Genomic DNA, 19,262 nt, shown 5'->3' with positions numbered 1-19,262 from the left:
CAGACCAGGAAGGGCAAATTCATGGTGCTGCGGCTGACCAGTGCCAAACGCCTGCGAACCAAGCTGCAGGCGGTCAAGATCGAGCTCAGACGGCGCATGCACCGACCCATCAAGGAGCAGGGGCAGTACCTGCGCGCGGTGGTGGCCGGGCATGGCCGTTACTTCGGCGTGCCCGACAACGGCGCGCGGCTGAGTGCATTCCGCTTCCAGGTCGCCAGGCTGTGGCACCGCACCTTGTGCCGGCGCAGCCAAACCCATCACCTGAGCTGGCGACGAATGCGCCGAGTGATCGCGCACTGGCTTCCCGTTCCGCGCATCTGCCACCCCTACCCAAACCAGCGTCTGATCGTCACGACCCAAGGCAGGAGCCGTATGCGGTAGTTCCGCACGTACGGATCTGTGGAGGGGGTGTTGGGTGACTGGCATTCCTACTCCGACTCAGAAGCGGCATTTTTAGCACGGTCGTTCGATCAGCTCTGTCCGCCCTGCGACATCCCGAGCTCGGCGCACAGCTTCTGCACGGTCTCGCGCAGCAGGCCGAGCTCGCGTTCCAGGGCCTCGACGCGGGCCTGGAGGTGCGCCACCTCGCCGGCGCCGGGCAGGGCGGCCTCGCACTCGGCCGCGGCCTGCGCCATGGCCACCGGCCCGCACAGCAGCTGCGCCCAGCGCTGCTCGCGCGCGCCCGGCGCACGCGCCAGCTGTACCACCAGCGGGCCTCCCTTTTCGGCGGAGCGCTCGTGCAGCTCGTCGAGGAAGGCCTCCACCGAGGAAATGTCGGCGAAGCGGTACCAGCGCTCGGCGTTGATGCGCAGTTCGCCCGCGGTCAGCGGGCCGCGCAGCATCAGCAGGCCCAGCAGCACGGCCGATTGCTCGGGCACGCCGTAGACGCGCTGGAAGTTGTGCTCGTAGCGCGCGGCGCGGCCGCCGCTGGACTCTATGACCAGCGACAGGCCTCTCAGCGCGTCCAGCGCCTCCTGGGCCTGGGCCTCGGCTATCTGCATGAGGGGCTCGCGGCTGGTCTTCTGGTTGCAGCCGGCCAGCACCGAGTTCAGCGTCAGCGGGTAGCTGTCGGGGACGGTGCGGGCCTTTTCCATCAGGGTGCCCAGCACGCGGGCTTCGACGGGGGAGAGGGGGCGGATGGGCATGACAGGGATAATCCGGGGGTGATGAAGAACATCGTGATTTTGATCTCCGGCACCGGCTCCAACATGGCGGCCATCGTGCGGACCGCGCGCCAGGAGGGCTGGCAGGACAAATTCGGCGCCCGCGTGGCGGCGGTGATCAGCAACAAGGCCGAGGCCGGCGGGCTGGCCTTCGCGCGCGAGCAGGGCCTGGCCACGGCGGTGGTGGACCACAAGGGCCACGCCTCGCGCGAGGCCTTCGACGCGGCGCTGGCGGCCGAGATCGACCGCCACCAGCCCGCGCTGGTGGTGCTGGCCGGTTTCATGCGCATCCTGAGCCACGGCTTCGTCGCGCGTTACGCGGGCCGGCTGCTGAACATCCACCCCTCTTTGCTGCCGGCCTTTCCCGGTCTGCACACGCACCAGCGCGCCATCGAGGCGGGTTGCCGCTTCGCTGGCGCCACGGTGCACCAGGTGACGGCGGAGCTGGACCATGGCCCCATCCTGGAGCAGGCCGTGGTGCCGGTGCTGCCGGACGATACGGCCGAGACCCTGGCCGCGCGCGTGCTCACGCAGGAGCACCTGATCTACCCGCGCGCGATCGCCGGGCTGCTCTCGAAAATGTAGCCTGGTCCTTGCATTCAGGTTCGGGTGAAGCGGGGCTGTTCCACGCCGTCCACGCTGACGGTTTCGCCGAACATGGCGGCCGGCCGCACCCACAGGCAGCCCTCGCCATAAAGCGCCCGGTACAGCGTCATCGGCTCCAGGGTTTCGCTGTGGCGGGCCGTGCCCAGCACTTCGTAGAGGCCGCCCCTGTAATGTCGGTAGGTGCCGGGCGGCGTGGCGATCAGCGGGGGCAGGGTCTCAGACATGGTGGCTCGAGGTGGGATGGGACAATACGGGCCATGCATCCTAAAGCCCTGCTGGACGCCTGCGCCGAACTGGTCAGGCTCTCACTGCAATTCGACCATCCCGCCGACGCCGTGGTCTCGCGTTACTTCCGCGAGCACCGGGCGCTGGGCCCGCGCGAGCGCGCCACCCTGGCCGAAACCGTCTACACCGTGCTGCGCAAGAAGCTGCTGTTCGAGCAACTGGCCCGCTCGGGCAGCGGCCCCAAGGAGCGTCGACTGGCCATCCTGGGTTTCCACGGCCCGCGCGACTTCCTCAAGAGCGCCCTGAGCGAGGCCGAAAAGGCCTGGCTCGACCAGTGCGACAGCCTCAAGCCCGAGGACCTCATGGAGCGCCACCGCCACAACCTGCCCGACTGGCTGGCGCAGGCGCTGAAAGACCAGCTGGGCGAGCAATTCTGGCCGCTGGTGGAGAGCCTGAACCAGCCCGCGCCGCTGGACCTGCGCGTCAACGCCCTGACCGACAAGCGCGACGATGTGAAGAAGGAGCTGGCGCAGGCTGGCATCAAGGCCGCGCCCACGCCTTATTCGCCCTGGGGCCTGCGCCTGACGGACAAGCCGGCCCTGACCAAGCTGGACGCCTTCGCGCGCGGCGCCATCGAGGTGCAGGACGAGGGCTCGCAGCTGCTGGCCCTGTTGCTGGATGCCAAGCGCGGCGAGATGGTGGTGGATTTCTGCGCCGGCGCGGGCGGCAAGACCCTGGCGATAGGCGCGGCCATGCGCAACACCGGGCGCCTCTATGCCTTCGATGTGTCGGCGCACCGGCTCGACGCGCTCAAGCCGCGCCTGGCGCGCAGCAAGCTCTCCAACGTGCACCCGGCGGCGATCGCGCACGAGCGCGACGAGCGCATCAAGCGCCTGGCCGGCAAGATCGACCGGGTGCTGGTCGACGCGCCCTGCTCGGGCCTGGGCACGCTGCGCCGCAACCCCGACCTCAAGTGGCGCCAGTCGCCGCAGGCCATAGCCGAGCTGACGGCCAAGCAGGCCGCCATCCTGCAAAGCGCGGCGCGCCTGCTCAAGCCCGGCGGCCGCCTGGTCTACGCGACCTGCAGCCTGCTGCCGCAGGAGAACGAGGCGATTGCCCTGGCCTTCAGTGGGGCGAATAAGGAGTTCACTCCACTGGCAACCGCCGACATCCTGTCCAATCTCAAGCTGGAGGGCGCGGCCAGGCTCTGCGCCGGGCCGGACAGCGGTGGCGAGTTCCTCCGGCTGTGGCCGCACCGGCATGGAACGGACGGTTTTTTTGCCGCCGTTTGGCAGAAAAAGTAATTATTTAGAACCAATTTCGTGGTGAGGCGTCAAATAAATGCCCATTTTTTCATCACGGAACTTAAAATAACGGGTTACCTGGACGGTCGCCCGTCCGACACAAATACTTCTTGAAAGAGACTCCCTGACTATGCTGTTACCCGATTGGGCCGTACTGAACGCGGCGATTGACTGGCTGGCCCACGGCCTGTGGGACCTGTCCTGGTGGCAGATCGTCCTGTATGCGCTGCTGACGACCCACATCACGATTGCCAGCGTCACCATCTTCCTGCACCGCCACCAGGCCCACCGCGCGCTGGACCTGCATCCCATCGCCTCGCATTTCTTCCGTCTCTGGCTGTGGCTGGGCACGGGCCAGGTGACCAAGGAGTGGGCCGCCATCCACCGCAAGCACCACGCCAAGTGCGAGCAGGCCGAGGATCCGCACAGCCCTCATGTCCACGGCATCCGCAAGGTGCTGCTGCAAGGCGCCGAGCTGTACCGCGCCGAATCCAAGAACAAGGAAACCCTGGCCCGCTACGGCCATGGCACGCCCGACGACTGGATGGAGCGCAACGTCTACTCGCGCTACTCCTGGCAGGGCGTGGGGCTGATGATGATCATCGACCTGGCGCTGTTCGGCGCGGCCGGCCTGGCCGTGTGGGCCGTGCAGATGGCCTGGATCCCGGTCACCGCGGCCGGCATCATCAACGGCGGAGCCCACTACTGGGGCTACCGCAACTTCGAGGCGGCCGACGCCAGCACCAACATCTTCCCCTGGGGCATCCTGATCGGCGGCGAAGAGTTGCACAACAACCACCACACCTACCCGACCTCGGCCAAGCTGTCGGTCAAGCCCTACGAGTTCGACATCGGATGGCTCTATATCAGCCTGATGCAGAAGGTCGGCCTGGCCACCGTCAAGAAGACCCCGCCCAAGCTGGCCTATGGCGACATCCGCCCGGTGGCCGACGAGAAGACGCTGGAGGCCCTGATCGCCAACCGCTACGAGGTGATGGCCGGCTATGCGCGCCACATGCGCACCGTGTTCCAGCAGGAAGTGGCCTCGCTGAAGTCGCGCAAGCTGGATGCGAACGCGCTCAAGGTGGCCGGCCGCTGGCTGCACCGCGACGCCGAGAAGGTGCCGGCCGAGGCCCTGCCCCAGCTCAAGCAGGCGCGCGCCGCCTTGCCGGTGCTGGACAAGATGGTCGTGATGCGCGAGGAACTGCGCCAGATCTGGCTCAACACCTCGCATTCGCGCGAGCAGCTGGCTGCCGAGCTGCAGGCCTGGTGCCGCCGCGCCGAGGACAGCGGCATCGCCGCGCTGCGCGACTTCTCTATGAAGCTGCGCGCCGTGCGCGTGCAGCCGGCCTGAGGTCGGGCCCCGCCCTTGGCGGCGGGGCATGTCCCGCATCGTTTCGAGCGCTACCTGCCGCGTGCAAAGCGGCAGGCCATAAAAAAACCCGCTGGATGCCAGCGGGTTTTTTGTTGCCTGAATCAGGGCCGAATCACTTCAGCTTGATTTCCTTGTACTCGACATGCTTGCGAGCCTTGGGATCGAACTTCATGATCGCCATTTTCTCGGGCATGGTCTTCTTGTTCTTGGTCGTGGTGTAGAAGTGACCGGTACCCGCGGTGGATTCCAGCTTGATCTTTTCGCGTCCGCCTTTGGTGGCCATGGTGCTGCTCCTTCGTCAGGGGTTAGGCTTGACCGCGTGCGCGCAGGTCGGCGAGCACGGAATCGATGCCGTTCTTGTCAATCAGGCGCAGGGCGGCGCTGGATACGCGCAGGCGCACCCAACGGTTTTCGCTCTCGACCCAGAAACGACGGTATTGCAGGTTCGGCAGGAACCGGCGCTTGGTTTTGTTGTTGGCGTGGGAAACGTTGTTTCCGACCATCGGGCCTTTGCCCGTTACGTCGCAGACGCGTGCCATGAGGACACTCCGATACTTTTCAAACAGCTGGTGCCGATGGGTCTTCGCAAGGATCTAGGGCGATCTGCACGGACCTGGCGTTCCAGCCTCACCTCGCCATGAAAGGGTGGCGGTAACCCGGCTTCGCCGTCCGGGCCGGAAATGGAATATCCGGCCGTTTCAGCAAAGCCAAGGATTATAGCGAATTTTTCAGTCCTGTTCCAGGAAGCGCTGTGCGTCGAGCGCGGCCATGCAGCCGGTGCCGGCGCTGGTGATGGCCTGGCGGTAGACATGGTCCTGCACGTCGCCGGCGGCGAACACACCCGGCACCGAGGTCTGGGTGGCGAAGCCCTTGAACCCGCCCTGGGTGATGAGGTAGCCGTTTTCCATTTCCAGCTGGCCCTGGAAGATCTCGGTGTTCGGGGTGTGGCCGATGGCGATGAAGCAGCCCTGCAGCTGGATATCCTCGGTGCTGCCGTCCTGCACGTTCTTCAGGCGCACCCCGGTCACGCCGCTGTCGTTGCCCAGCACCTCGTCGAGCGTGCGGAAGGTCTTGAGCACGATCTTGCCGGCGGCCACCTTCTCCATCAGCTTGTCGACCAGGATGGGCTCGGACCTGAACTTGTCGCGGCGGTGCACCAGCGTGACCTTGCTCGCGATGTTGGAGAGGTACAGCGCCTCCTCGACGGCGGTATTGCCTCCGCCGATCACGCAGACCTCCTGCTCGCGGTAGAAGAAGCCGTCGCAGGTGGCGCAGCCACTCACGCCGCGGCCCATGAAGGCGCTTTCCGAAGGCAGGCCCAGGTACCGGGCCGAGGCGCCGGTGGCGATGATCAGCGTGTCGCAGGTGTAGCTGCCGCTGTCGCCCTTGAGCGTGAAGGGGCGCTTGGCGAGGTCGACCGCGTTGATGTGGTCGAACACGATCTGGGTCTTGAAGCGCTCGGCATGCTCGAGGAAGCGCTGCATCAGCTCGGGGCCCTGCACGCCATGCACGTCGGCTGGCCAGTTGTCCACGTCGGTGGTGGTCATGAGCTGGCCGCCCTGGGCGATGCCCGTGATCAGCACCGGGTCGAGGTTGGCGCGCGCCGCGTAGACGGCGGCGGTGTAGCCCGCCGGGCCGGAGCCGAGGATCAGGACTTTGGCGTGTAGGGTGTCGGACATGAAGGCTTCCTGTTGTAGGCAGAAGGGAAAATGCGGTGCCGCAGGCGGTAAAGTTCGGGGCAGGCCCTAGCCCTCCATCCTGCCGCGCGCCAGCGCGGACGGCGATCGATGCCGCGATTGTATGAAGCCGCAGGGCCGCTTGCTTCGGGGAGGTTTTTTGCGATGACGATGCTGTCCAGCCTGGAGTTGATCCGCAGGGTGCCGCTGTTCTCGGCGCTGACCGACGTGCAGGCGGCGGCGCTGGCGCAGGCCGTGGTCAAGCGGCGCCTGCGGCGCGGCGAGAAGCTGGTCGAACAGGGGCACCGCAGCGAGTCCATGTTCATCCTGCTGACGGGCCGGGCCCGCGTGGTGGCGGTGGACGGCCGTGGCCGCGAGGTGATCCTGGCCACGCTGCTGCCGGGCGACCCGATCGGCGAGATGAGCCTGATCGACCAGGAGCCGCATTCGGCCACGGTGCGCGCCGAGGTGCCCAGCGACGTGCTCGAGCTCGGGCGCGAGGAGCTGGAACGCTGGCTTCCGTCTCCGTCCTCGGCCGCGCACGCCCTGATGCAGGCCCTGGTGCGGCGGCTGCGCCAGGCCGACCGCAGGATAGAGTCGCTGGCCCTGATGGGCGTGCATGGCCGCGTGGCGCGCCTGCTGCTCGAGGCGGCCACCGAGGACGCGGCGGGCCGCCTGCTGGTGCGCGGGCGCATCTCGCGCCAGGACATGGCCAAGACCGTGGGCGCATCGCGCGAGCGGGTCAGCCGCGTCATGAAGGAGCTCGAGCAGCGCGGCTTTCTGGAGCCGCTTCATGACGGCACGCTCTGGGTGCGCGAGCCGCTGTCGGCACTCGGCTGAGGCGGCTTGCATGGGGTAAGCTCAGCTTCCTGCCTATGAGCTATTCGCTGAACACACTCAATTCGACGGCGCGCGACGCGGCGCCGCCGGGCCGCGCCGGCGTGGTGCGCTTTGCCCAGGAAATCGGCCTGCTGCTGGGCCTGCTGGCCCTGGTCTTCACCCTGCTGGCCCTGCTGTCGCATTCCGCCCAGGACCCGGCCTGGTCGACCTCGGGCCTGCGGGCCATGCCGCGCAACCTCGGCGGGCGCCTGGGGGCCTGGCTCTCGGACCTCGGTTACTTCGCCTTCGGCTTCTCGGTCTGGTGGTGCGTGGCGGCGGGCCTGCGCGCCTGGCTGGCGGCGCTGGCGCGCTGGATGCGCGGCGAGGAGGGGGGGCGGCCAGGGCCCGAGCCCAGCGGCTGGCTGGCCCGCTTCGGATCGCGCCGCCTGGGCTTCTGGTTGGGCCTGACGCTGCTGATGCTGGCCAGCACCGCGCTCGAGTGGACGCGCCTGTACCGGCTCGAGCCGCTGCTGCCCGGCCCCGGTGGCGGCGTGCTGGGCCACCTGGCCGGATCGGCCAGCCTGCAGTGGCTGGGCTTTACCGGCTCGGGCCTGGTGGGCATCGCCATGGGCGTGATAGGCGCCTCGCTGGTGTTCCGTTTTTCATGGAGCCAGGTCGCCGAGCGCCTGGGCGCGCGCATCGACGCGCTGATCGCCTCGCGCCGCGAAAAGCGCGAGATCGCCGAGGACCTGGAGGCGGGCAAGCGCGCCGCGCGCGAGCGCGAGGAGGTGGTGCAGGTCGAGCGCGTGGAAATCGGCGAGCAGCATCCGCGGCCGGTGCAGATCATCGAGCCGGTGCTGGTCGACGTGCCCAAGAGCGAGCGCGTGGTCAAGGAACGGCAAAAGCCGCTGTTCACCGAGATGCCCGACAGCAAGCTGCCGCAGGTCGACCTGCTGGACGGTGCGCTGGTGCGCCAGGAGACGGTCTCGCCCGACACGCTGGAGATGACCAGCCGCCTGATCGAGAAGAAGCTCAAGGATTTCGGCGTCGAGGTGCGCGTGGTCGCCGCCATGCCGGGCCCGGTCATCACGCGCTACGAGATAGAGCCCGCCACCGGCGTCAAGGGCTCGCAGGTGGTGAACCTGGCCAAGGACCTGGCGCGCTCGCTCTCGCTGGTGTCGATCCGCGTGATCGAGACCATTCCCGGCAAGAACTACATGGCGCTGGAGCTGCCCAACGCCAAGCGCCAGTCCATCCGCCTGTCCGAGATCCTGGGCTCGCAGGTCTACCACGAGGCCAGGTCCATGCTGACCATGGGCCTGGGCAAGGACATCGTCGGCAACCCGGTGGTGGCCGACCTGGCCAAGATGCCGCACGTGCTGGTGGCCGGCACCACCGGCTCGGGCAAGTCGGTCGGCATCAACGCCATGATCCTCTCGCTGCTCTACAAGGCCGAGGCCAAGGACGTGCGCCTGTTGATGATCGACCCCAAGATGCTGGAGATGTCGGTCTACGAAGGCATCCCGCACCTGCTGGCGCCGGTGGTCACCGACATGAAGCAGGCCGCCAACGGCCTGAACTGGTGCGTGGCCGAGATGGAGCGGCGCTACAAGCTCATGAGCAAGCTCGGCGTGCGCAACCTGGCCGGCTACAACGTCAAGATCGACGAGGCCAGGGCGCGCGAGGAGTTCATCTACAACCCCTTCAGCCTCACGCCCGACAGCCCCGAGCCGCTGGAGCGCCTGCCGCACATCGTGGTCGTCATCGACGAGCTGGCCGACCTCATGATGGTGGTCGGCAAGAAGATCGAGGAGCTGATCGCGCGCCTGGCGCAGAAGGCGCGCGCGGCCGGCATCCACCTGATCCTGGCCACGCAGCGGCCCAGCGTGGACGTGATCACGGGCCTGATCAAGGCCAACATCCCGACCCGCATCGCCTTCCAGGTCTCGAGCAAGATCGACAGCCGCACCATCCTCGACCAGATGGGCGCCGAGGCCCTGCTGGGCATGGGCGACATGCTCTACATGCCCTCGGGCACCGGCTTCCCGGTCCGCGTGCACGGCGCCTTCGTCAGCGACGAGGAGGTGCACCGCGTGGTCAGCTACCTCAAGTCCCAGGGCGAGCCCAACTACATCGAGGGCGTGCTCGAGGGCGGCACGGTCGACGGCGACGAGGGCCCGCTGGGCGAAGGTGGCGAGGGCGGCGAGAAGGACCCGATGTACGACCAGGCGGTCGAGGTCGTGCTCAAGCACCGCAAGGCCAGCATCTCGCTGGTGCAGCGCCACCTCAAGATTGGTTACAACCGCGCCGCACGCCTGGTGGAGGATATGGAGAACGCCGGCCTGGTCAGCGCCATGAACGGCGCCGGCCAGCGCGAGATCCTGGTGCCCTCGCGCGCCGAGTGAACCTCCGGGCACCGCCCGTATCTGATGTCCATGCGTTCTCTTTTGCTGTCTTCATTCCGCCTGCGCCGCGCCGGCGCGCTGCTGGCGCTGGCGCTGTGCCAGCCGGCCGCCTGGGCCGGCGCCCTGGAAAGCCTGGAGGCCTTCATCCAGGCCACGCGCTCGGGCCGCGCGGCCTTCACCCAGGTGGTGACCGCGCCCCCGAAGGACGGGCAGGCCGCGCGTGGCAAGCAGTCGAGCGGCAGCTTCGAGTTCCAGCGGCCGGGGCGCTTTCGCTTCGTCTACAGGAAGCCTTTCGAGCAGAGCATCGTCGCCGACGGCCAGACCCTGTGGATGTACGACGTGGACCTGAACCAGGTCACGGCGCGCAAGCAATCCCAGGTGCTGGACGCGAGTCCCGCAGCCCTGGTCGCCTCGGCGCCCGACCTCAAGACCCTGGAGCGCGACTTCAGCCTGCAGGCCGCACCCGACAAGGACGGTCTGCAGTGGGTGCTGGCCACGCCGCGCAACAAGGACGGCCAGTTGCAGCACATACGCGTGGGCCTGCGCACCGGCGACAAGGGCGTGGAGCTGGCCGCGCTCGAGATCCTCGACAGCTTCGGCCAGCGCTCGGAGCTGCGCTTCACGGCCTTCGAGCTCAACCCTCAGCTGCCGGCGCAGACCTTCCAGTTCAAGCCTCCGGCCGGCGCCGACCTGCTGCGCCAATAGGCGGGCTGCTGCCTCACTCGGCGGTCGTCAGCGGTACCGGGCCGCCGTGATGAACTGGCTGAAGGCCTCGCACCAGACGATCACGGTGTTGTAGCGCGACACGTCGATGGCCTCAGGCACGGGCACCACGAAATTCTCGAAGGTCTTGACCTCGCCCACCCGCACCATGCGCGACTTCAGGCGCGCGAAGTCGGCCTCGGTCTCGACGAACTCAGGCGACAGGTAGAGCTTGTAGTCCGGCCCGGGCGCGATCCGGCCGCGCAGCGCGATGCTGTTCCTGCCGACCGAGACCTGGCCCTCGCCCCAGTGCAGCAGGTCGCTGTCCCTGAGCTCGCGGCGGAACTGGCCGGTGTAGCTGGCCTGGCCGGCCAGGGCCGCGACATCGGCCGCCGAAGGCGCCGCCGGCGCCGTGAGTATGGGCAGCAGGTAGATGCCCAGCGCAAAGCCGGCGGCGGCGCACAGGCCGTGCGAGGTCAGCAGCAGCAGAGACTTCCTCATTCCGGCGCCATGGCTTGACTCACCTGGCCTTGCGCCGTACCACGACCGCGTGCGGGTCGCTGAGGTTCTTCGTGCCGTCGGTGCCCAGCACCGTCGTGGGCAGCACATGGCTGAGCTTGCCGCTCTTGAGGTCGCTTGACAGCGTGACGATGCCCAGGCCAGGGCAGCTGCCGTCGGCGGCATGGCTCACGGTGAGAGGGGCCGGGCCGCGCAGGGCAACGTAGATGCGCGGCACACGGCCCACCGAGAAGTCGCCCAGGTCCGGGGTCGGGTCGTCGCTGCGGGCAGCGCCGGCGGTGGCGCCGCAGGCGCCGCTGCCGCTCAGGCTGTAGCTGCCCGCGTGACTGCCGGCCAGGTCGTTCCAGGGCGGGGCGAGCCGGAACACCTCGACGTTGTTGCGGATCCGGTCCATCTGGTGCAGGTAGCGCGGCGCGCCCGACCTGGGGTCGCGCGCCAGCACCAGGCCGTGGGCGTCGCGGTTGCCGCCCGCCGGCAGGGCGGCGCCGGCCTGCTTGCCGTTGTCGGGGTCGGCCCAGACCGCGACGGGGGCCGGGCTGTTGGCCGGGTTGAACGAGGGCGCCGAGGGGTAGGCCAGCGGGAAGCGGTAGAGCGTGAATTCGGAGACGTTGGCTGCCGGCGTTCCGGTGTTCAGGTGCATGAAGCCCGCCGCCTCGACGCCGCCGCAGCCCGCCGCCCGGACCAGCCTGGTGTCGTATTCGGCCACGATGGTCATGGGCGTGCTGCGCATGTCGACCACGAACATGCCGCCGCCGCCCAGCGTCGCGAAGGCATGCTGGTCGCTGCTGGAGGGGATGGGGCAGATCAGGGTATTGGCGGGGCGCAGGCCCGCGGCCTGCTTGGGCGCGCCGGTCGGCGTGGTCGTGGGCTGGCCATCGGCCACGGTGCCGCTCACGGTGCAGGCGATGCCGTCGCCGCCGTCCATGTCCGCCGCCACCGGCTGCGCGACGATGCGTCCGGCGCCGCCCACCAGGTCCAGGCTGGCCGCCGCGTTGAAGTCGAAGCCCGTGACCGCGCCGTCGTCGCCGCGCTTGACGTCGACGCGCTCGAGCAGGCGGCCGTTCTGGTTGGCCACCAGCAGGCTGCGGCCGCTAGGCGCCCAGATGCTCATGTGGTTCTGCCGGCCGGTGCTGCTGCCGGTGGCGCGAAACAGGCACAGCGGCCGCTTGGTCCGGCCGTCCACGATGCCCAGGTGGCCCGAGGCGACGAAGTTGAGCGCCATGAAGCGGTGGTCCGGGCTCGGCATGATGCCGTGCAGGCGCGCGACATGAGCGCCCGTGCTGACATCGGCGGTGGGGAACAGGTCCTTGCTGGCATCCAGCGTCATGGGCTTGTCCACGGGCGGCGTCCGTTCGAGGTTGGCGCCGTCGTGGATCCAGAGCCTTCCGCCGTGGGTGCCGGTGGGCGCAGCGGCAGAGAAGCCCTGGGTGTTGGCCTGATCGCTGACCCAGACCTCGTAGTCTGTCGCCGCGAAGGCGGGCGGCGCCGAGACCAGCAGGGCCGCCAGCACCGCGCCGCCCAGTCCGGTGTCTATCCCCGCATGGCCCGCCGGCCGACGGGCGCGAGATGGCATTGCGAAGCGGCTCATATCGTTCTCCTTGTTGACCGGCCAGACGGATTCATAAGTCGCCTGGCGCTAAACGTCAAGCGCCCGTCCTGCGCCCTGCCTTCAATCCTCCGGCGTCCACTGCGGGTTCCAGGCAACCTCCCACAGGTGCTGGTCCGGGTCCTGGAAGTAGCCGGCGTAGCCGCCCCAGAAGGTCTCGCCCGCGGGTTTGACGATCACTGCACCGGCCCGCGCTGCCTGGGCCATGACCGAGTCGACCTCGGCCCTGGACGCCACGTTGTGGCCCAGGCTGAACTCGATGGCACTGGAGCCGCCGGGCGCCAGGCCGGTGTCGTGCGCCAGGCTGCGGCGCGGCCAGAGCGCGAGCTTGAGGCCGCCCTGCAGCTCGAAGAAGGCCACGGCGCCATGCTCGAATTCCTGGCCGACGATGCCCTCGGTCTGCAGGCCCAGGCCGTCGCGGTAGAAAAGCAGCGAACGCTCCAGGTCGGCTACGGCCAGGGTGACGAGCGAGATGCGGGCTTTCATGTGCGGGGCCTCCTAGCGCCGGCGCCGCCAGCGCGCCAGGACGAGGCCCAATGCTACGCCCAGCAGCAGGCCCGCGCCACCGGTCAGCAGGGGGCTGGCGGAGAGGCCCTGGGACGCGGGCGGCGCCGGCTGCGCCAGGGTGGGCAGCAGGCGGCCCCAGTCGGCCGGCGTGATCTGGGACATCGCGGCCGCCTGGTCCAGCCCATAGACGCAGATCTCGCCGCCCGGCAGCTGGCAGAAGCGGTCAGCGGGGCAGCGGCCCAGGATGGCCTGTGGCGCACCCTCGGCGCAGCGGGCGCCCGCGCTGCGCAGCACTTTCAGGGTCAGCTCGGGGTACTTGCTGAGTTGCTCGGGCATCGCGGGCTCCGTCCAACAGGGAACAGGACGCAGCATAAGGCCGGGCAGGTCACTGCGTCGACCGCATTGCATCCCTGGGTAGATGCTGCTCGAGGAAGTGCCCCAGGGTCTGGCCCCAGGCCTCGTGCGTGAACAGAAGGCCCTCGTTGTGGCCGCCCGCCATCTCCAGGAATACCTTCGGTTCGCTGGCGGCCGCGAACAGCCGCTGGCCGTGGCGAAACGGCACGATCTCGTCCTGGCGGCTGTGGGCGATGAACACCGGGCAGGCCAAGCGACTCACCGCTTCCAGGGTGTCGTAGTGGTAGCGCGCCAGCCAGCGCGCCGGCAGCCAGGGATAGAGTTCCGCCGCTAGCTCGGGCACCGAGACGAAGCTCGAGGCCAGCACCAGGGCCCCGGGCCGCTCGGCCGCGGCGAGCCGCGCGACCACCGCGCCGCCCAGCGACTCGCCCACCAGCACGATGCGCTCGGGCGCCACGCCGCGCTGCGCGACCAGGTGGTGCCAGGCGGCACGGGCGTCGGCGTAGGTGCCCGCCTCACTCGGTTGGCCCTCGCTGCGGCCGTAACCGCGGTATTCGAACAGCAGCAGCGCGTAGCCGAGCCGGTGGAACAGGGGTGCATAGCCGACCCGGTGCGAGAGGTTGCCGGCGTTGCCGTGGGCCAGCAGCGCCACCCCGCGCGCGCCCGGTGCGGGCACGTACCAGGCCTCGATGCGCACCCCGTCTTCCGTGGTCAGCCACAGGGTCTCGTAGTCGAGCCCCAGGTCCTTGGGCGTTTGCTGCACCTGCCGGCCCACCCCGGGAAAGTAGAGCAGGTGCGCCTGCAGCAGGAATACCAGGCCCAGCAGCGCCGCATAGGCCGCGCCGCCTGCGGTCAGCCATTTCAGCAGGATGTTCATGCAGCGCTAGAGAATCCGCCCCACCAGCGACAGCTTGTCGTCGACCCAGACATCCTCGGGGCTGACAAAGCCTTTGGGGTTGTAGGCAAACTCCTTGCCCGCGCGCGAAAAGCACTCGTAGACCAGTTCGGAGCAGATGTACTCGCGGTCCCGTTCCTTGCGGCCCAGGCCGAGCGTGATGCGCGCCAGGATCTTGGCCACCTCGTCCTTGTCGTAGGGCTGGGTCAGTTCGTCGATGCCAAAGGTGGACAGGCCGGTGACCGTGGCCGCGGTCACGTCCTTGCAGCGCGCCAGCACGGCCCGGCCCTTGTAGGGCCGGCCGTCTTCGTAGTCGTGCAGGTATTTCGACAAGGGGGCGAAGCGCACGCCCGAATCCTCGACGCTTTCCAGCAGCAGCACGCGATCGATGGTGGCTAGGCGAAACACGATGCCCACATGGCTCCAGGGACTGCCGGTGACCTTCTGTATGGCCTTGGACAACAGGTAATCGCCCGAGGCGAAGAACAGGTCGCCGGACTTCAGCTGGGCGCGGACCTCGGGGTAGGGGAGGACGGGCAGGGTCTTGACGTCCTTGCTTTCGATGTGCGCCGCCATGTTCGCCCCTCCCTGTCAGGTGATGTGCATCCTAGCTTTGCGAAGCGGGGCATGCAAGCCGTACGGCGTTCGCCGGGGCGCCGCGGCGCGCCGCCACCGGCCCGCCCCCCATCATTCCGGCTTGAAGTTGATCGAACGCAGCAGCTCGCCTTGCCTTGCGTGGGCGCCGCGCAGGTCCCTGGCGAGTTCCTCGCTGCTGAGCGCCTGGCCAACCTCCATACCCATGGCCTTGATCCGCTCCTGCACCTTGGGCTGTTGCAATTGCTGCAGCGTGGCCTGGCGGATTCTCGCCTGCACCGCGGCAGGCAGGTCCGGCGTGGACCACAGGCCCATCCAGCCGACCTCGCTGATCTCGGGAAAACCCAGCTCGGCGAAGGTAGGCACATCGGGCAGGTCCGAGATGCGGGTCGGGAAATTGACGGCGTAGGCCTTGATCTTGCCGGCCTTGATCAGGGGCAGCGAGGTCGCCGTGCCGTCGACCATCAGCGGCACGTGGCCGCCCATCACGTCCTGCAGGGCCGGGGGCGAGCCTTTGTAGCCGACGTGGGTCATGTCCAGGCCGGCGAGCTTGTTGAACTGCAGCCCGGTGGTGTGGCCGCGCATGCCGGCGGCGTAGGAGGCGTAGCTCACCTTGCCCGGATTGGCCTTGACATGCGCGATCAGCTCGCGGAGGTTCTTCGCCGGGAAACTCGTGTTCCCCACCAGCACCAGGCCCTGGCGCGTGACCTGGGCCAGCGGCTTGAGGTCCTTGAAGGGCTCGTAGGCGGTCTTGATCGCCAGCGGGGTTTCGGAAACGATGCCGCCCTGGATCAGCAGCAGGGTGTGCCCGTCATGGGGCGAGGACAGCAGGTCGTTGACGGCGATGGCCCCGGCAGCGCCGGGCTTGGCTTCGACGATCACCGGCTTTCCCAGCGCCGGTCCCAGCCCTTCGGCCAGCAGCCGGGCCAGGGCGTCGGCCGTGCCGCCGGCCGGGCCTCCCACGACGATGCGGACCGGCTTGCTCGGCCATTCCTGGGCCATGGCGGACGGTGAAAGCAGCGACAGGGCGGCCGATGCCAGCAAGCCGCTCATGCCACGGCGCGAAACATGCCAAAGGCGTTTCATGGTGTGTCTCCTGTAACTTGTAGGCTGCGTTCAGGCCGCTTGCACGGCGTGCAAGGTGAAGCCGCGCTGGCCCGGCTGGCGCGCGGGCGGGAAGCCGTTCCTGGCCAGCGTCTCTTCCACGCTGTCGTAGTGCTCGCCGATGCGGTAGATGGCGCGGGCCTCGTCGGCCGTGGCCACCTCGCGGTAGAGCTCGCGCGAGACGCGTACCACCTGCTCGACCTGCTTGACCGAGGAGATGCGCTCGCCCTTGCGGCCCCACAGCGTGTCCTCGATGCCCACGCGCACATGCAGGCCCATGGCGATGGCCATGGTGTTGAGCGGCAGCACGTGGCGATCCAGGCTTTCGATGGTCAGCACGGCGCCGTCGGGCACACGGTTGACGAACTCCATCATGTTGCGCGGATTCGGGCCGTCCATGCCGCCGGCAATGCCCACCCAGTTGAGGATCAGCGGGCCGGTGTACTTGCCACGGCGGATCATGCGCTCCACGGTCTCCAGCTGCCCCACGTCGCCCAGCATGAAGTGCGGCTGGATCTTCGCGGCCTGCAGGCGCTCGAGGTGCTCCTCCACGAAGCCGGGGCCAGAGGGGATGTACATCTCGCGGAAGGCCTCGTACAGCACCGGGTTGGCCCGGGAGGTGCCGGCCAGGTCCTCCGGGGTCTTGAGCTCCATCACGTTCATCTGATTGGTGTTGACGGCGATCGTCACCTGATCGGGCCTGGGGTTGAGCTCGGCCAGCATGTGGCGCGTGTCGTCGTTGAGCCACTTGGCTGCCGCGCCATCCGACTCCGGCGCGAACGAGATCGAGCCACCGACCTGCAGGATCATCTTGGGCACGGCGTCGCGCAGGCGGGCCAGCAGCTCGTCGAACATGGACAGGCGCTTGGAGCCCTTGCCGTTGGCTTCGCGCACGTGCACGTGCAGCACCGTGGCGCCGGCGTTGTAGCAGTCCATGGCCAGCTGGACCTGCTCGTCCATGGTCACGGCGATGTCGTCGGCGTCGCCGGGCAGGTATTGCGGACCGTACGGGGCGACCTGGATCACCAGTTTCTGCTGGTTCTCGGGCAGGAGGGAGTCGTCAAGGAAATGCATGATGGAGTCCTCGTGGAAAGTGTTCGGGGGGAGGGGAGGCGGCAGGGCTCAATAGGGCCTGTCGCCGACGATGGCGGCGCGCTCCATCTTGCGCGGGGCGGGCCAGTAATCCATCACGGCGTAGTGCTGGGTGCTGCGGTTGTCCCAGATCGCCACGCTGTTGGGGCGCCAGCGAAAGCGCACCTGGTACTCGGGAATGGCCGCCTGGCTGATCAGGTAGTTCAGCAGGTGGCTGGCGCCTGGGGTCTTGTCCTGTCCGTAGCGCACGTTCTCCGGCGTGTGGAAGTTGACGAAGTGCGTCGTGAAGCTGCAGACGTAGAGCAGCTTCTCGCCCGTTTCCGGATGGGTGCGCACCACCGGGTGCTCGACCATCGGGTACTGGGCCGCCAGCTTGGCGCGGTTCTCGGGGCTCATGACGGCCCCGAAGGAATGCTCGATGCCGCTCTTGGCGCGCAGGCCGGCGATGCGGGTCTTGATGTCCTCGGGCAGGTTCTTGTAGGCCAGGGCCATGTTGACCCAGATGGTGTCGCCGCCCACCGGCGGGCACTCGATGGAGCGCAGCACGCAACCCATGGACGGGGTCTCGCGCCACAGGCCATCGGTGTGGTAGTTGTTCTCGTAGTTCTCGCGCTTGTCGCTGCGGTAGATCCGCACCAGGCCCGGGTGCTCGGGGTCGCTGCCGGCCACCGGGTGGTCCTCGAGCTCGCCGAAGCGACGCGCGAAGGCCGCATGCTCGGCGCGGCTGATGTCCTGGTCGCGCAGGAACAGCACCTTGTGCTTGAGCAGCAGCGCCTTGATTTCCGCGAACAGCGCGTCGTCGCGCGCAGCGTCGCCCAGATGGACGCCGGAAAGTTCGGCACCTATGGAACAGGTCAGTTGTTCGACTCGCATGGGGGTCTCCTTCAGATCATGAAAATGGAGGAAGCTGTGGTCTTGCGAGCCTCCAGGTCCCGATGGGCCCGCGCCGCGGCGAGCGGTTCCCAGGTCGGCTCCTGCGGGCCGCCCGTGTGGTGAAAGCGAATGGCGTTGGCCAAGCTCGTCTCCTGTGGTTATCATTTCCCTGCAGCCATCCGGCTAGGGCCGTGTCGGAGGCATTCTGTGGCACCGCTTCGGCCCTTGCTTGACCCGGCGTGCCAGGAGTTGACGGCTTGCGACAGCGGCCGCAAAGACCGTCATCGAGGGCGGCCCAGGGCGGCCCCGGGACCGACTGGCGCCAGCAGGCGCCGAGGCGCAGGAAAATGGGATGTGGAGACGGCGTTGACCCGGGTCGCGCTGCATCGTTGATCGAAGGCCCGACTCTCTCGGCAAGCATATGACCACCCTGGTTCGCAGCGCGTCCCTGACCAAGTTTTCCGAGATCGCCCGGGCGGCCGGCATCGACCCGGTGCAGATGGTCCGCCATGTCGGACTGGACCGCACCTGCCTCTACACGCCGGACCTGCGCATCCCCGAGGTTCGCCTGGCCGAGGTGCTGGAGGTCGCGGCGAAATCCTCGGACTTTCACTCGCCGGGGCTGCTGGTGGCCGAGTCCTGGCGGCTGTCGGACTTTGGCGCGGTCAGCCTGCTGCTGCAGCACCAGCCCAGCCTGCGCCACGTGCTGTCGGACCTGGCGCATTACCGCCATTTGCTGAGCGACTCGGTGGCGGTGGATGTGGCCGACATTGCCGACGTCTGCGTGGCGCGCGTGATGCTGGTCACGGGCCGGCCCGATCCGGGCCGGCAGGTCGTAGAGCTCGCGGTGGGCGCTGCGCTCTGTCTGTTCCGGGTGGTCCTGGGCGCACAGTGGATGCCGCGCAGCGTGCATTTCTCCCATCCGGCGCCGGCCAGCGTCCAACTGCACCGGCGCGTGTTCGGGCCAAGGCTGGAATTCAACAGCGAGCTCGATGGCATCGTGCTCTCGCGCCAGGACATGGACCGGCCGAACCCCCTGGCCGATGTACGCCTGGCAGCCTATGCCAGGGACTACCTCGACATGCAGCCGCGCCCGCGGCAGGACGCGATTGCGGACGACGTGCGGCGTACGCTCCACGCCCTGCTGCCCAGCGGACGCCATGCGGTCGAACTGGTGGGCCAGAACCTGGGCCTGAGCGCGCGCTCGCTGCAGCGCCATCTGGAGCAGGCCGGCGAGAGCTACTCGTCCCTGGTCAACGAGGTGCGCGCCGAACTGGCGCTGCGACACCTGGGCAAGCCATCGTGCTCGGTCTCTCAGGTGGCGGGCTTGCTGGGCTTTTCCGAGGTGAGCGCGTTCTCGCGCTGGTTCAGCGCCCAGTTCGGCGTGTCGCCCACGCGCTGGCGGCGCGAGGCCCTGGAGCGTCGCGCAGGCTGAGGGGCAAT

22 protein-coding genes and 1 pseudogene are annotated in these 19,262 nt (G+C 68.4%); 8 read left to right on the top strand and 15 right to left on the bottom strand.

Annotation, left to right across the window (positions count from 1 at the left end):
- A pseudogene (locus FFS10_RS12935) lies at positions 1-381 on the top strand (group II intron reverse transcriptase/maturase); the annotation flags it as partial.
- 89 nt (positions 382-470) lie between these two features.
- Here the strand turns inward: FFS10_RS12935 and FFS10_RS12930 are convergent.
- Positions 471-1,145 (bottom strand): YceH family protein, encoded by a 675-nt coding sequence (locus FFS10_RS12930; RefSeq protein WP_137894880.1) that lies wholly within the window; start codon positions 1,143-1,145, stop codon positions 471-473.
- A gap of 21 nt (positions 1,146-1,166) precedes the next feature.
- On the opposite strand from FFS10_RS12930, the gene purN reads away from it, so the two are divergent.
- Entirely contained in the window at positions 1,167-1,748 is a 582-nt protein-coding gene (gene purN, locus FFS10_RS12925; protein WP_137894879.1) for a phosphoribosylglycinamide formyltransferase, read from the top strand.
- A 14-nt stretch (positions 1,749-1,762) separates the two neighbouring features.
- Here the strand turns inward: purN and FFS10_RS12920 are convergent, their stop codons facing one another.
- A complete protein-coding gene (locus FFS10_RS12920; protein WP_137894878.1) occupies positions 1,763-1,993 on the bottom strand; it encodes a DUF1653 domain-containing protein in 231 nt (76 codons plus the stop codon).
- Between the two features lie 33 nt (positions 1,994-2,026).
- On the opposite strand from FFS10_RS12920, the gene FFS10_RS12915 reads away from it, so the two are divergent.
- Both FFS10_RS12915 and FFS10_RS12910 read left to right on the top strand, forming a co-directional pair.
- Entirely contained in the window at positions 2,027-3,298 is a 1,272-nt protein-coding gene (locus FFS10_RS12915; RefSeq protein ID WP_137894877.1) for an RsmB/NOP family class I SAM-dependent RNA methyltransferase, read from the top strand.
- Between the two features lie 130 nt (positions 3,299-3,428).
- Positions 3,429-4,652: a DesA family fatty acid desaturase gene (locus FFS10_RS12910; RefSeq protein ID WP_137894876.1), complete on the top strand. Its 1,224-nt coding sequence runs from the start codon at positions 3,429-3,431 to the stop codon at positions 4,650-4,652.
- A 133-nt stretch (positions 4,653-4,785) separates the two neighbouring features.
- On the opposite strand, the gene rpmG is transcribed toward FFS10_RS12910, so the two are convergent.
- The 3 genes from rpmG to trxB form a co-directional block, all read right to left on the bottom strand.
- Complete coding sequence (gene rpmG, locus FFS10_RS12905) at positions 4,786-4,956, bottom strand: 50S ribosomal protein L33 (RefSeq protein WP_137894875.1); 171 nt, start codon at positions 4,954-4,956, stop codon at positions 4,786-4,788.
- A gap of 22 nt (positions 4,957-4,978) precedes the next feature.
- Positions 4,979-5,212 (bottom strand): 50S ribosomal protein L28, encoded by a 234-nt coding sequence (rpmB, locus tag FFS10_RS12900; RefSeq protein ID WP_019654270.1) that lies wholly within the window; start codon positions 5,210-5,212, stop codon positions 4,979-4,981.
- 189 nt (positions 5,213-5,401) lie between these two features.
- On the bottom strand, positions 5,402-6,352 hold the full coding sequence (gene trxB / locus FFS10_RS12895) for a thioredoxin-disulfide reductase (protein WP_137894874.1): 951 nt from the start codon (positions 6,350-6,352) through the stop codon (positions 5,402-5,404).
- A 162-nt stretch (positions 6,353-6,514) separates the two neighbouring features.
- Here trxB and FFS10_RS12890 point away from each other — a divergent pair, with 162 nt between their 5' ends.
- Genes FFS10_RS12890 through lolA form a run of 3 tightly spaced genes read left to right on the top strand, consistent with a single transcriptional unit; the run spans position 6,515 to position 10,278 of the window.
- Positions 6,515-7,189, top strand: a complete 675-nt coding sequence (locus FFS10_RS12890) for a Crp/Fnr family transcriptional regulator (protein WP_137894873.1) — start codon at positions 6,515-6,517, stop codon at positions 7,187-7,189.
- A gap of 35 nt (positions 7,190-7,224) precedes the next feature.
- The gene (locus tag FFS10_RS12885; protein WP_137894872.1) at positions 7,225-9,573 is read left to right on the top strand and encodes a DNA translocase FtsK; all 2,349 of its coding nucleotides are present in this window, start codon (positions 7,225-7,227) and stop codon (positions 9,571-9,573) included.
- 30 nt (positions 9,574-9,603) lie between these two features.
- Positions 9,604-10,278, top strand: coding sequence for an outer membrane lipoprotein periplasmic chaperone LolA (lolA, locus tag FFS10_RS12880; RefSeq protein WP_137894871.1), 675 nt, complete (start codon positions 9,604-9,606; stop codon positions 10,276-10,278).
- 27 nt (positions 10,279-10,305) lie between these two features.
- Here lolA and FFS10_RS12875 read toward each other — a convergent pair whose 3' ends face one another.
- From FFS10_RS12875 to FFS10_RS23675, 10 genes are all read right to left on the bottom strand, one after another.
- Positions 10,306-10,776 (bottom strand): DM13 domain-containing protein, encoded by a 471-nt coding sequence (locus tag FFS10_RS12875; RefSeq protein WP_137894870.1) that lies wholly within the window; start codon positions 10,774-10,776, stop codon positions 10,306-10,308.
- A gap of 19 nt (positions 10,777-10,795) precedes the next feature.
- Positions 10,796-12,382, bottom strand: coding sequence for a hypothetical protein (locus FFS10_RS12870; RefSeq protein WP_137894869.1), 1,587 nt, complete (start codon positions 12,380-12,382; stop codon positions 10,796-10,798).
- Positions 12,383-12,463: 81 nt separating this feature from the next.
- The gene (locus FFS10_RS12865; RefSeq protein WP_137894868.1) at positions 12,464-12,886 is read right to left on the bottom strand and encodes a VOC family protein; all 423 of its coding nucleotides are present in this window, start codon (positions 12,884-12,886) and stop codon (positions 12,464-12,466) included.
- Between the two features lie 12 nt (positions 12,887-12,898).
- Positions 12,899-13,243 (bottom strand): hypothetical protein, encoded by a 345-nt coding sequence (locus tag FFS10_RS12860; RefSeq protein WP_137894867.1) that lies wholly within the window; start codon positions 13,241-13,243, stop codon positions 12,899-12,901.
- 49 nt (positions 13,244-13,292) lie between these two features.
- The gene (locus FFS10_RS12855; RefSeq protein ID WP_137894866.1) at positions 13,293-14,138 is read right to left on the bottom strand and encodes an alpha/beta hydrolase; all 846 of its coding nucleotides are present in this window, start codon (positions 14,136-14,138) and stop codon (positions 13,293-13,295) included.
- Between the two features lie 6 nt (positions 14,139-14,144).
- On the bottom strand, positions 14,145-14,732 hold the full coding sequence (locus FFS10_RS12850; RefSeq protein WP_137894865.1) for a YiiX/YebB-like N1pC/P60 family cysteine hydrolase: 588 nt from the start codon (positions 14,730-14,732) through the stop codon (positions 14,145-14,147).
- 111 nt (positions 14,733-14,843) lie between these two features.
- Positions 14,844-15,836, bottom strand: coding sequence for a tripartite tricarboxylate transporter substrate binding protein (locus FFS10_RS12845; RefSeq protein ID WP_137894864.1), 993 nt, complete (start codon positions 15,834-15,836; stop codon positions 14,844-14,846).
- Between the two features lie 30 nt (positions 15,837-15,866).
- On the bottom strand, positions 15,867-16,928 hold the full coding sequence (locus FFS10_RS12840) for a beta-keto acid cleavage family enzyme (RefSeq protein ID WP_137894863.1): 1,062 nt from the start codon (positions 16,926-16,928) through the stop codon (positions 15,867-15,869).
- Between the two features lie 48 nt (positions 16,929-16,976).
- The gene (locus FFS10_RS12835; protein ID WP_137894862.1) at positions 16,977-17,819 is read right to left on the bottom strand and encodes a TauD/TfdA dioxygenase family protein; all 843 of its coding nucleotides are present in this window, start codon (positions 17,817-17,819) and stop codon (positions 16,977-16,979) included.
- 11 nt (positions 17,820-17,830) lie between these two features.
- Positions 17,831-17,962, bottom strand: coding sequence for a hypothetical protein (locus FFS10_RS23675; protein WP_283957661.1), 132 nt, complete (start codon positions 17,960-17,962; stop codon positions 17,831-17,833).
- A gap of 278 nt (positions 17,963-18,240) precedes the next feature.
- Here FFS10_RS23675 and FFS10_RS12830 point away from each other — a divergent pair, with 278 nt between their 5' ends.
- Positions 18,241-19,254, top strand: coding sequence for an AraC family transcriptional regulator (locus tag FFS10_RS12830; RefSeq protein ID WP_137894861.1), 1,014 nt, complete (start codon positions 18,241-18,243; stop codon positions 19,252-19,254).
- Positions 19,255-19,262: the final 8 nt, after the last annotated feature.

It is taken from the genome of Ramlibacter sp. 2FC (genome assembly GCF_005503345.1).
Taxonomy (GTDB): Bacteria; Pseudomonadota; Gammaproteobacteria; order Burkholderiales; family Burkholderiaceae_C; genus SCMQ01.
The sequence above is the reverse complement of the archived record's forward strand: the minus strand, read 5'-3'. Positions and strand labels throughout refer to the sequence as shown.

Excerpts from the sequence above, each read along its gene's own strand:
- FFS10_RS12930 (WP_137894880.1), bottom strand. The coding sequence starts at position 1,145 with ATGCCCATCCGCCCCCTCTCCCCCGTCGAAGCCCGCGTGCTGGGCACC.
- purN (WP_137894879.1), top strand. The coding sequence starts at position 1,167 with ATGAAGAACATCGTGATTTTGATCTCCGGCACCGGCTCCAACATGGCG.
- FFS10_RS12920 (WP_137894878.1), bottom strand. The coding sequence starts at position 1,993 with ATGTCTGAGACCCTGCCCCCGCTGATCGCCACGCCGCCCGGCACCTAC.
- FFS10_RS12915 (WP_137894877.1), top strand. The coding sequence starts at position 2,027 with ATGCATCCTAAAGCCCTGCTGGACGCCTGCGCCGAACTGGTCAGGCTC.
- FFS10_RS12910 (WP_137894876.1), top strand. The coding sequence starts at position 3,429 with ATGCTGTTACCCGATTGGGCCGTACTGAACGCGGCGATTGACTGGCTG.
- rpmG (WP_137894875.1), bottom strand. The coding sequence starts at position 4,956 with ATGGCCACCAAAGGCGGACGCGAAAAGATCAAGCTGGAATCCACCGCG.
- rpmB (WP_019654270.1), bottom strand. The coding sequence starts at position 5,212 with ATGGCACGCGTCTGCGACGTAACGGGCAAAGGCCCGATGGTCGGAAAC.
- trxB (WP_137894874.1), bottom strand. The coding sequence starts at position 6,352 with ATGTCCGACACCCTACACGCCAAAGTCCTGATCCTCGGCTCCGGCCCG.
- FFS10_RS12890 (WP_137894873.1), top strand. The coding sequence starts at position 6,515 with ATGACGATGCTGTCCAGCCTGGAGTTGATCCGCAGGGTGCCGCTGTTC.
- FFS10_RS12885 (WP_137894872.1), top strand. The coding sequence starts at position 7,225 with ATGAGCTATTCGCTGAACACACTCAATTCGACGGCGCGCGACGCGGCG.
- lolA (WP_137894871.1), top strand. The coding sequence starts at position 9,604 with ATGCGTTCTCTTTTGCTGTCTTCATTCCGCCTGCGCCGCGCCGGCGCG.
- FFS10_RS12875 (WP_137894870.1), bottom strand. The coding sequence starts at position 10,776 with ATGAGGAAGTCTCTGCTGCTGCTGACCTCGCACGGCCTGTGCGCCGCC.
- FFS10_RS12870 (WP_137894869.1), bottom strand. The coding sequence starts at position 12,382 with ATGAGCCGCTTCGCAATGCCATCTCGCGCCCGTCGGCCGGCGGGCCAT.
- FFS10_RS12865 (WP_137894868.1), bottom strand. The coding sequence starts at position 12,886 with ATGAAAGCCCGCATCTCGCTCGTCACCCTGGCCGTAGCCGACCTGGAG.
- FFS10_RS12860 (WP_137894867.1), bottom strand. The coding sequence starts at position 13,243 with ATGCCCGAGCAACTCAGCAAGTACCCCGAGCTGACCCTGAAAGTGCTG.
- FFS10_RS12855 (WP_137894866.1), bottom strand. The coding sequence starts at position 14,138 with ATGAACATCCTGCTGAAATGGCTGACCGCAGGCGGCGCGGCCTATGCG.
- FFS10_RS12850 (WP_137894865.1), bottom strand. The coding sequence starts at position 14,732 with ATGGCGGCGCACATCGAAAGCAAGGACGTCAAGACCCTGCCCGTCCTC.
- FFS10_RS12845 (WP_137894864.1), bottom strand. The coding sequence starts at position 15,836 with ATGAAACGCCTTTGGCATGTTTCGCGCCGTGGCATGAGCGGCTTGCTG.
- FFS10_RS12840 (WP_137894863.1), bottom strand. The coding sequence starts at position 16,928 with ATGCATTTCCTTGACGACTCCCTCCTGCCCGAGAACCAGCAGAAACTG.
- FFS10_RS12835 (WP_137894862.1), bottom strand. The coding sequence starts at position 17,819 with ATGCGAGTCGAACAACTGACCTGTTCCATAGGTGCCGAACTTTCCGGC.
- FFS10_RS12830 (WP_137894861.1), top strand. The coding sequence starts at position 18,241 with ATGACCACCCTGGTTCGCAGCGCGTCCCTGACCAAGTTTTCCGAGATC.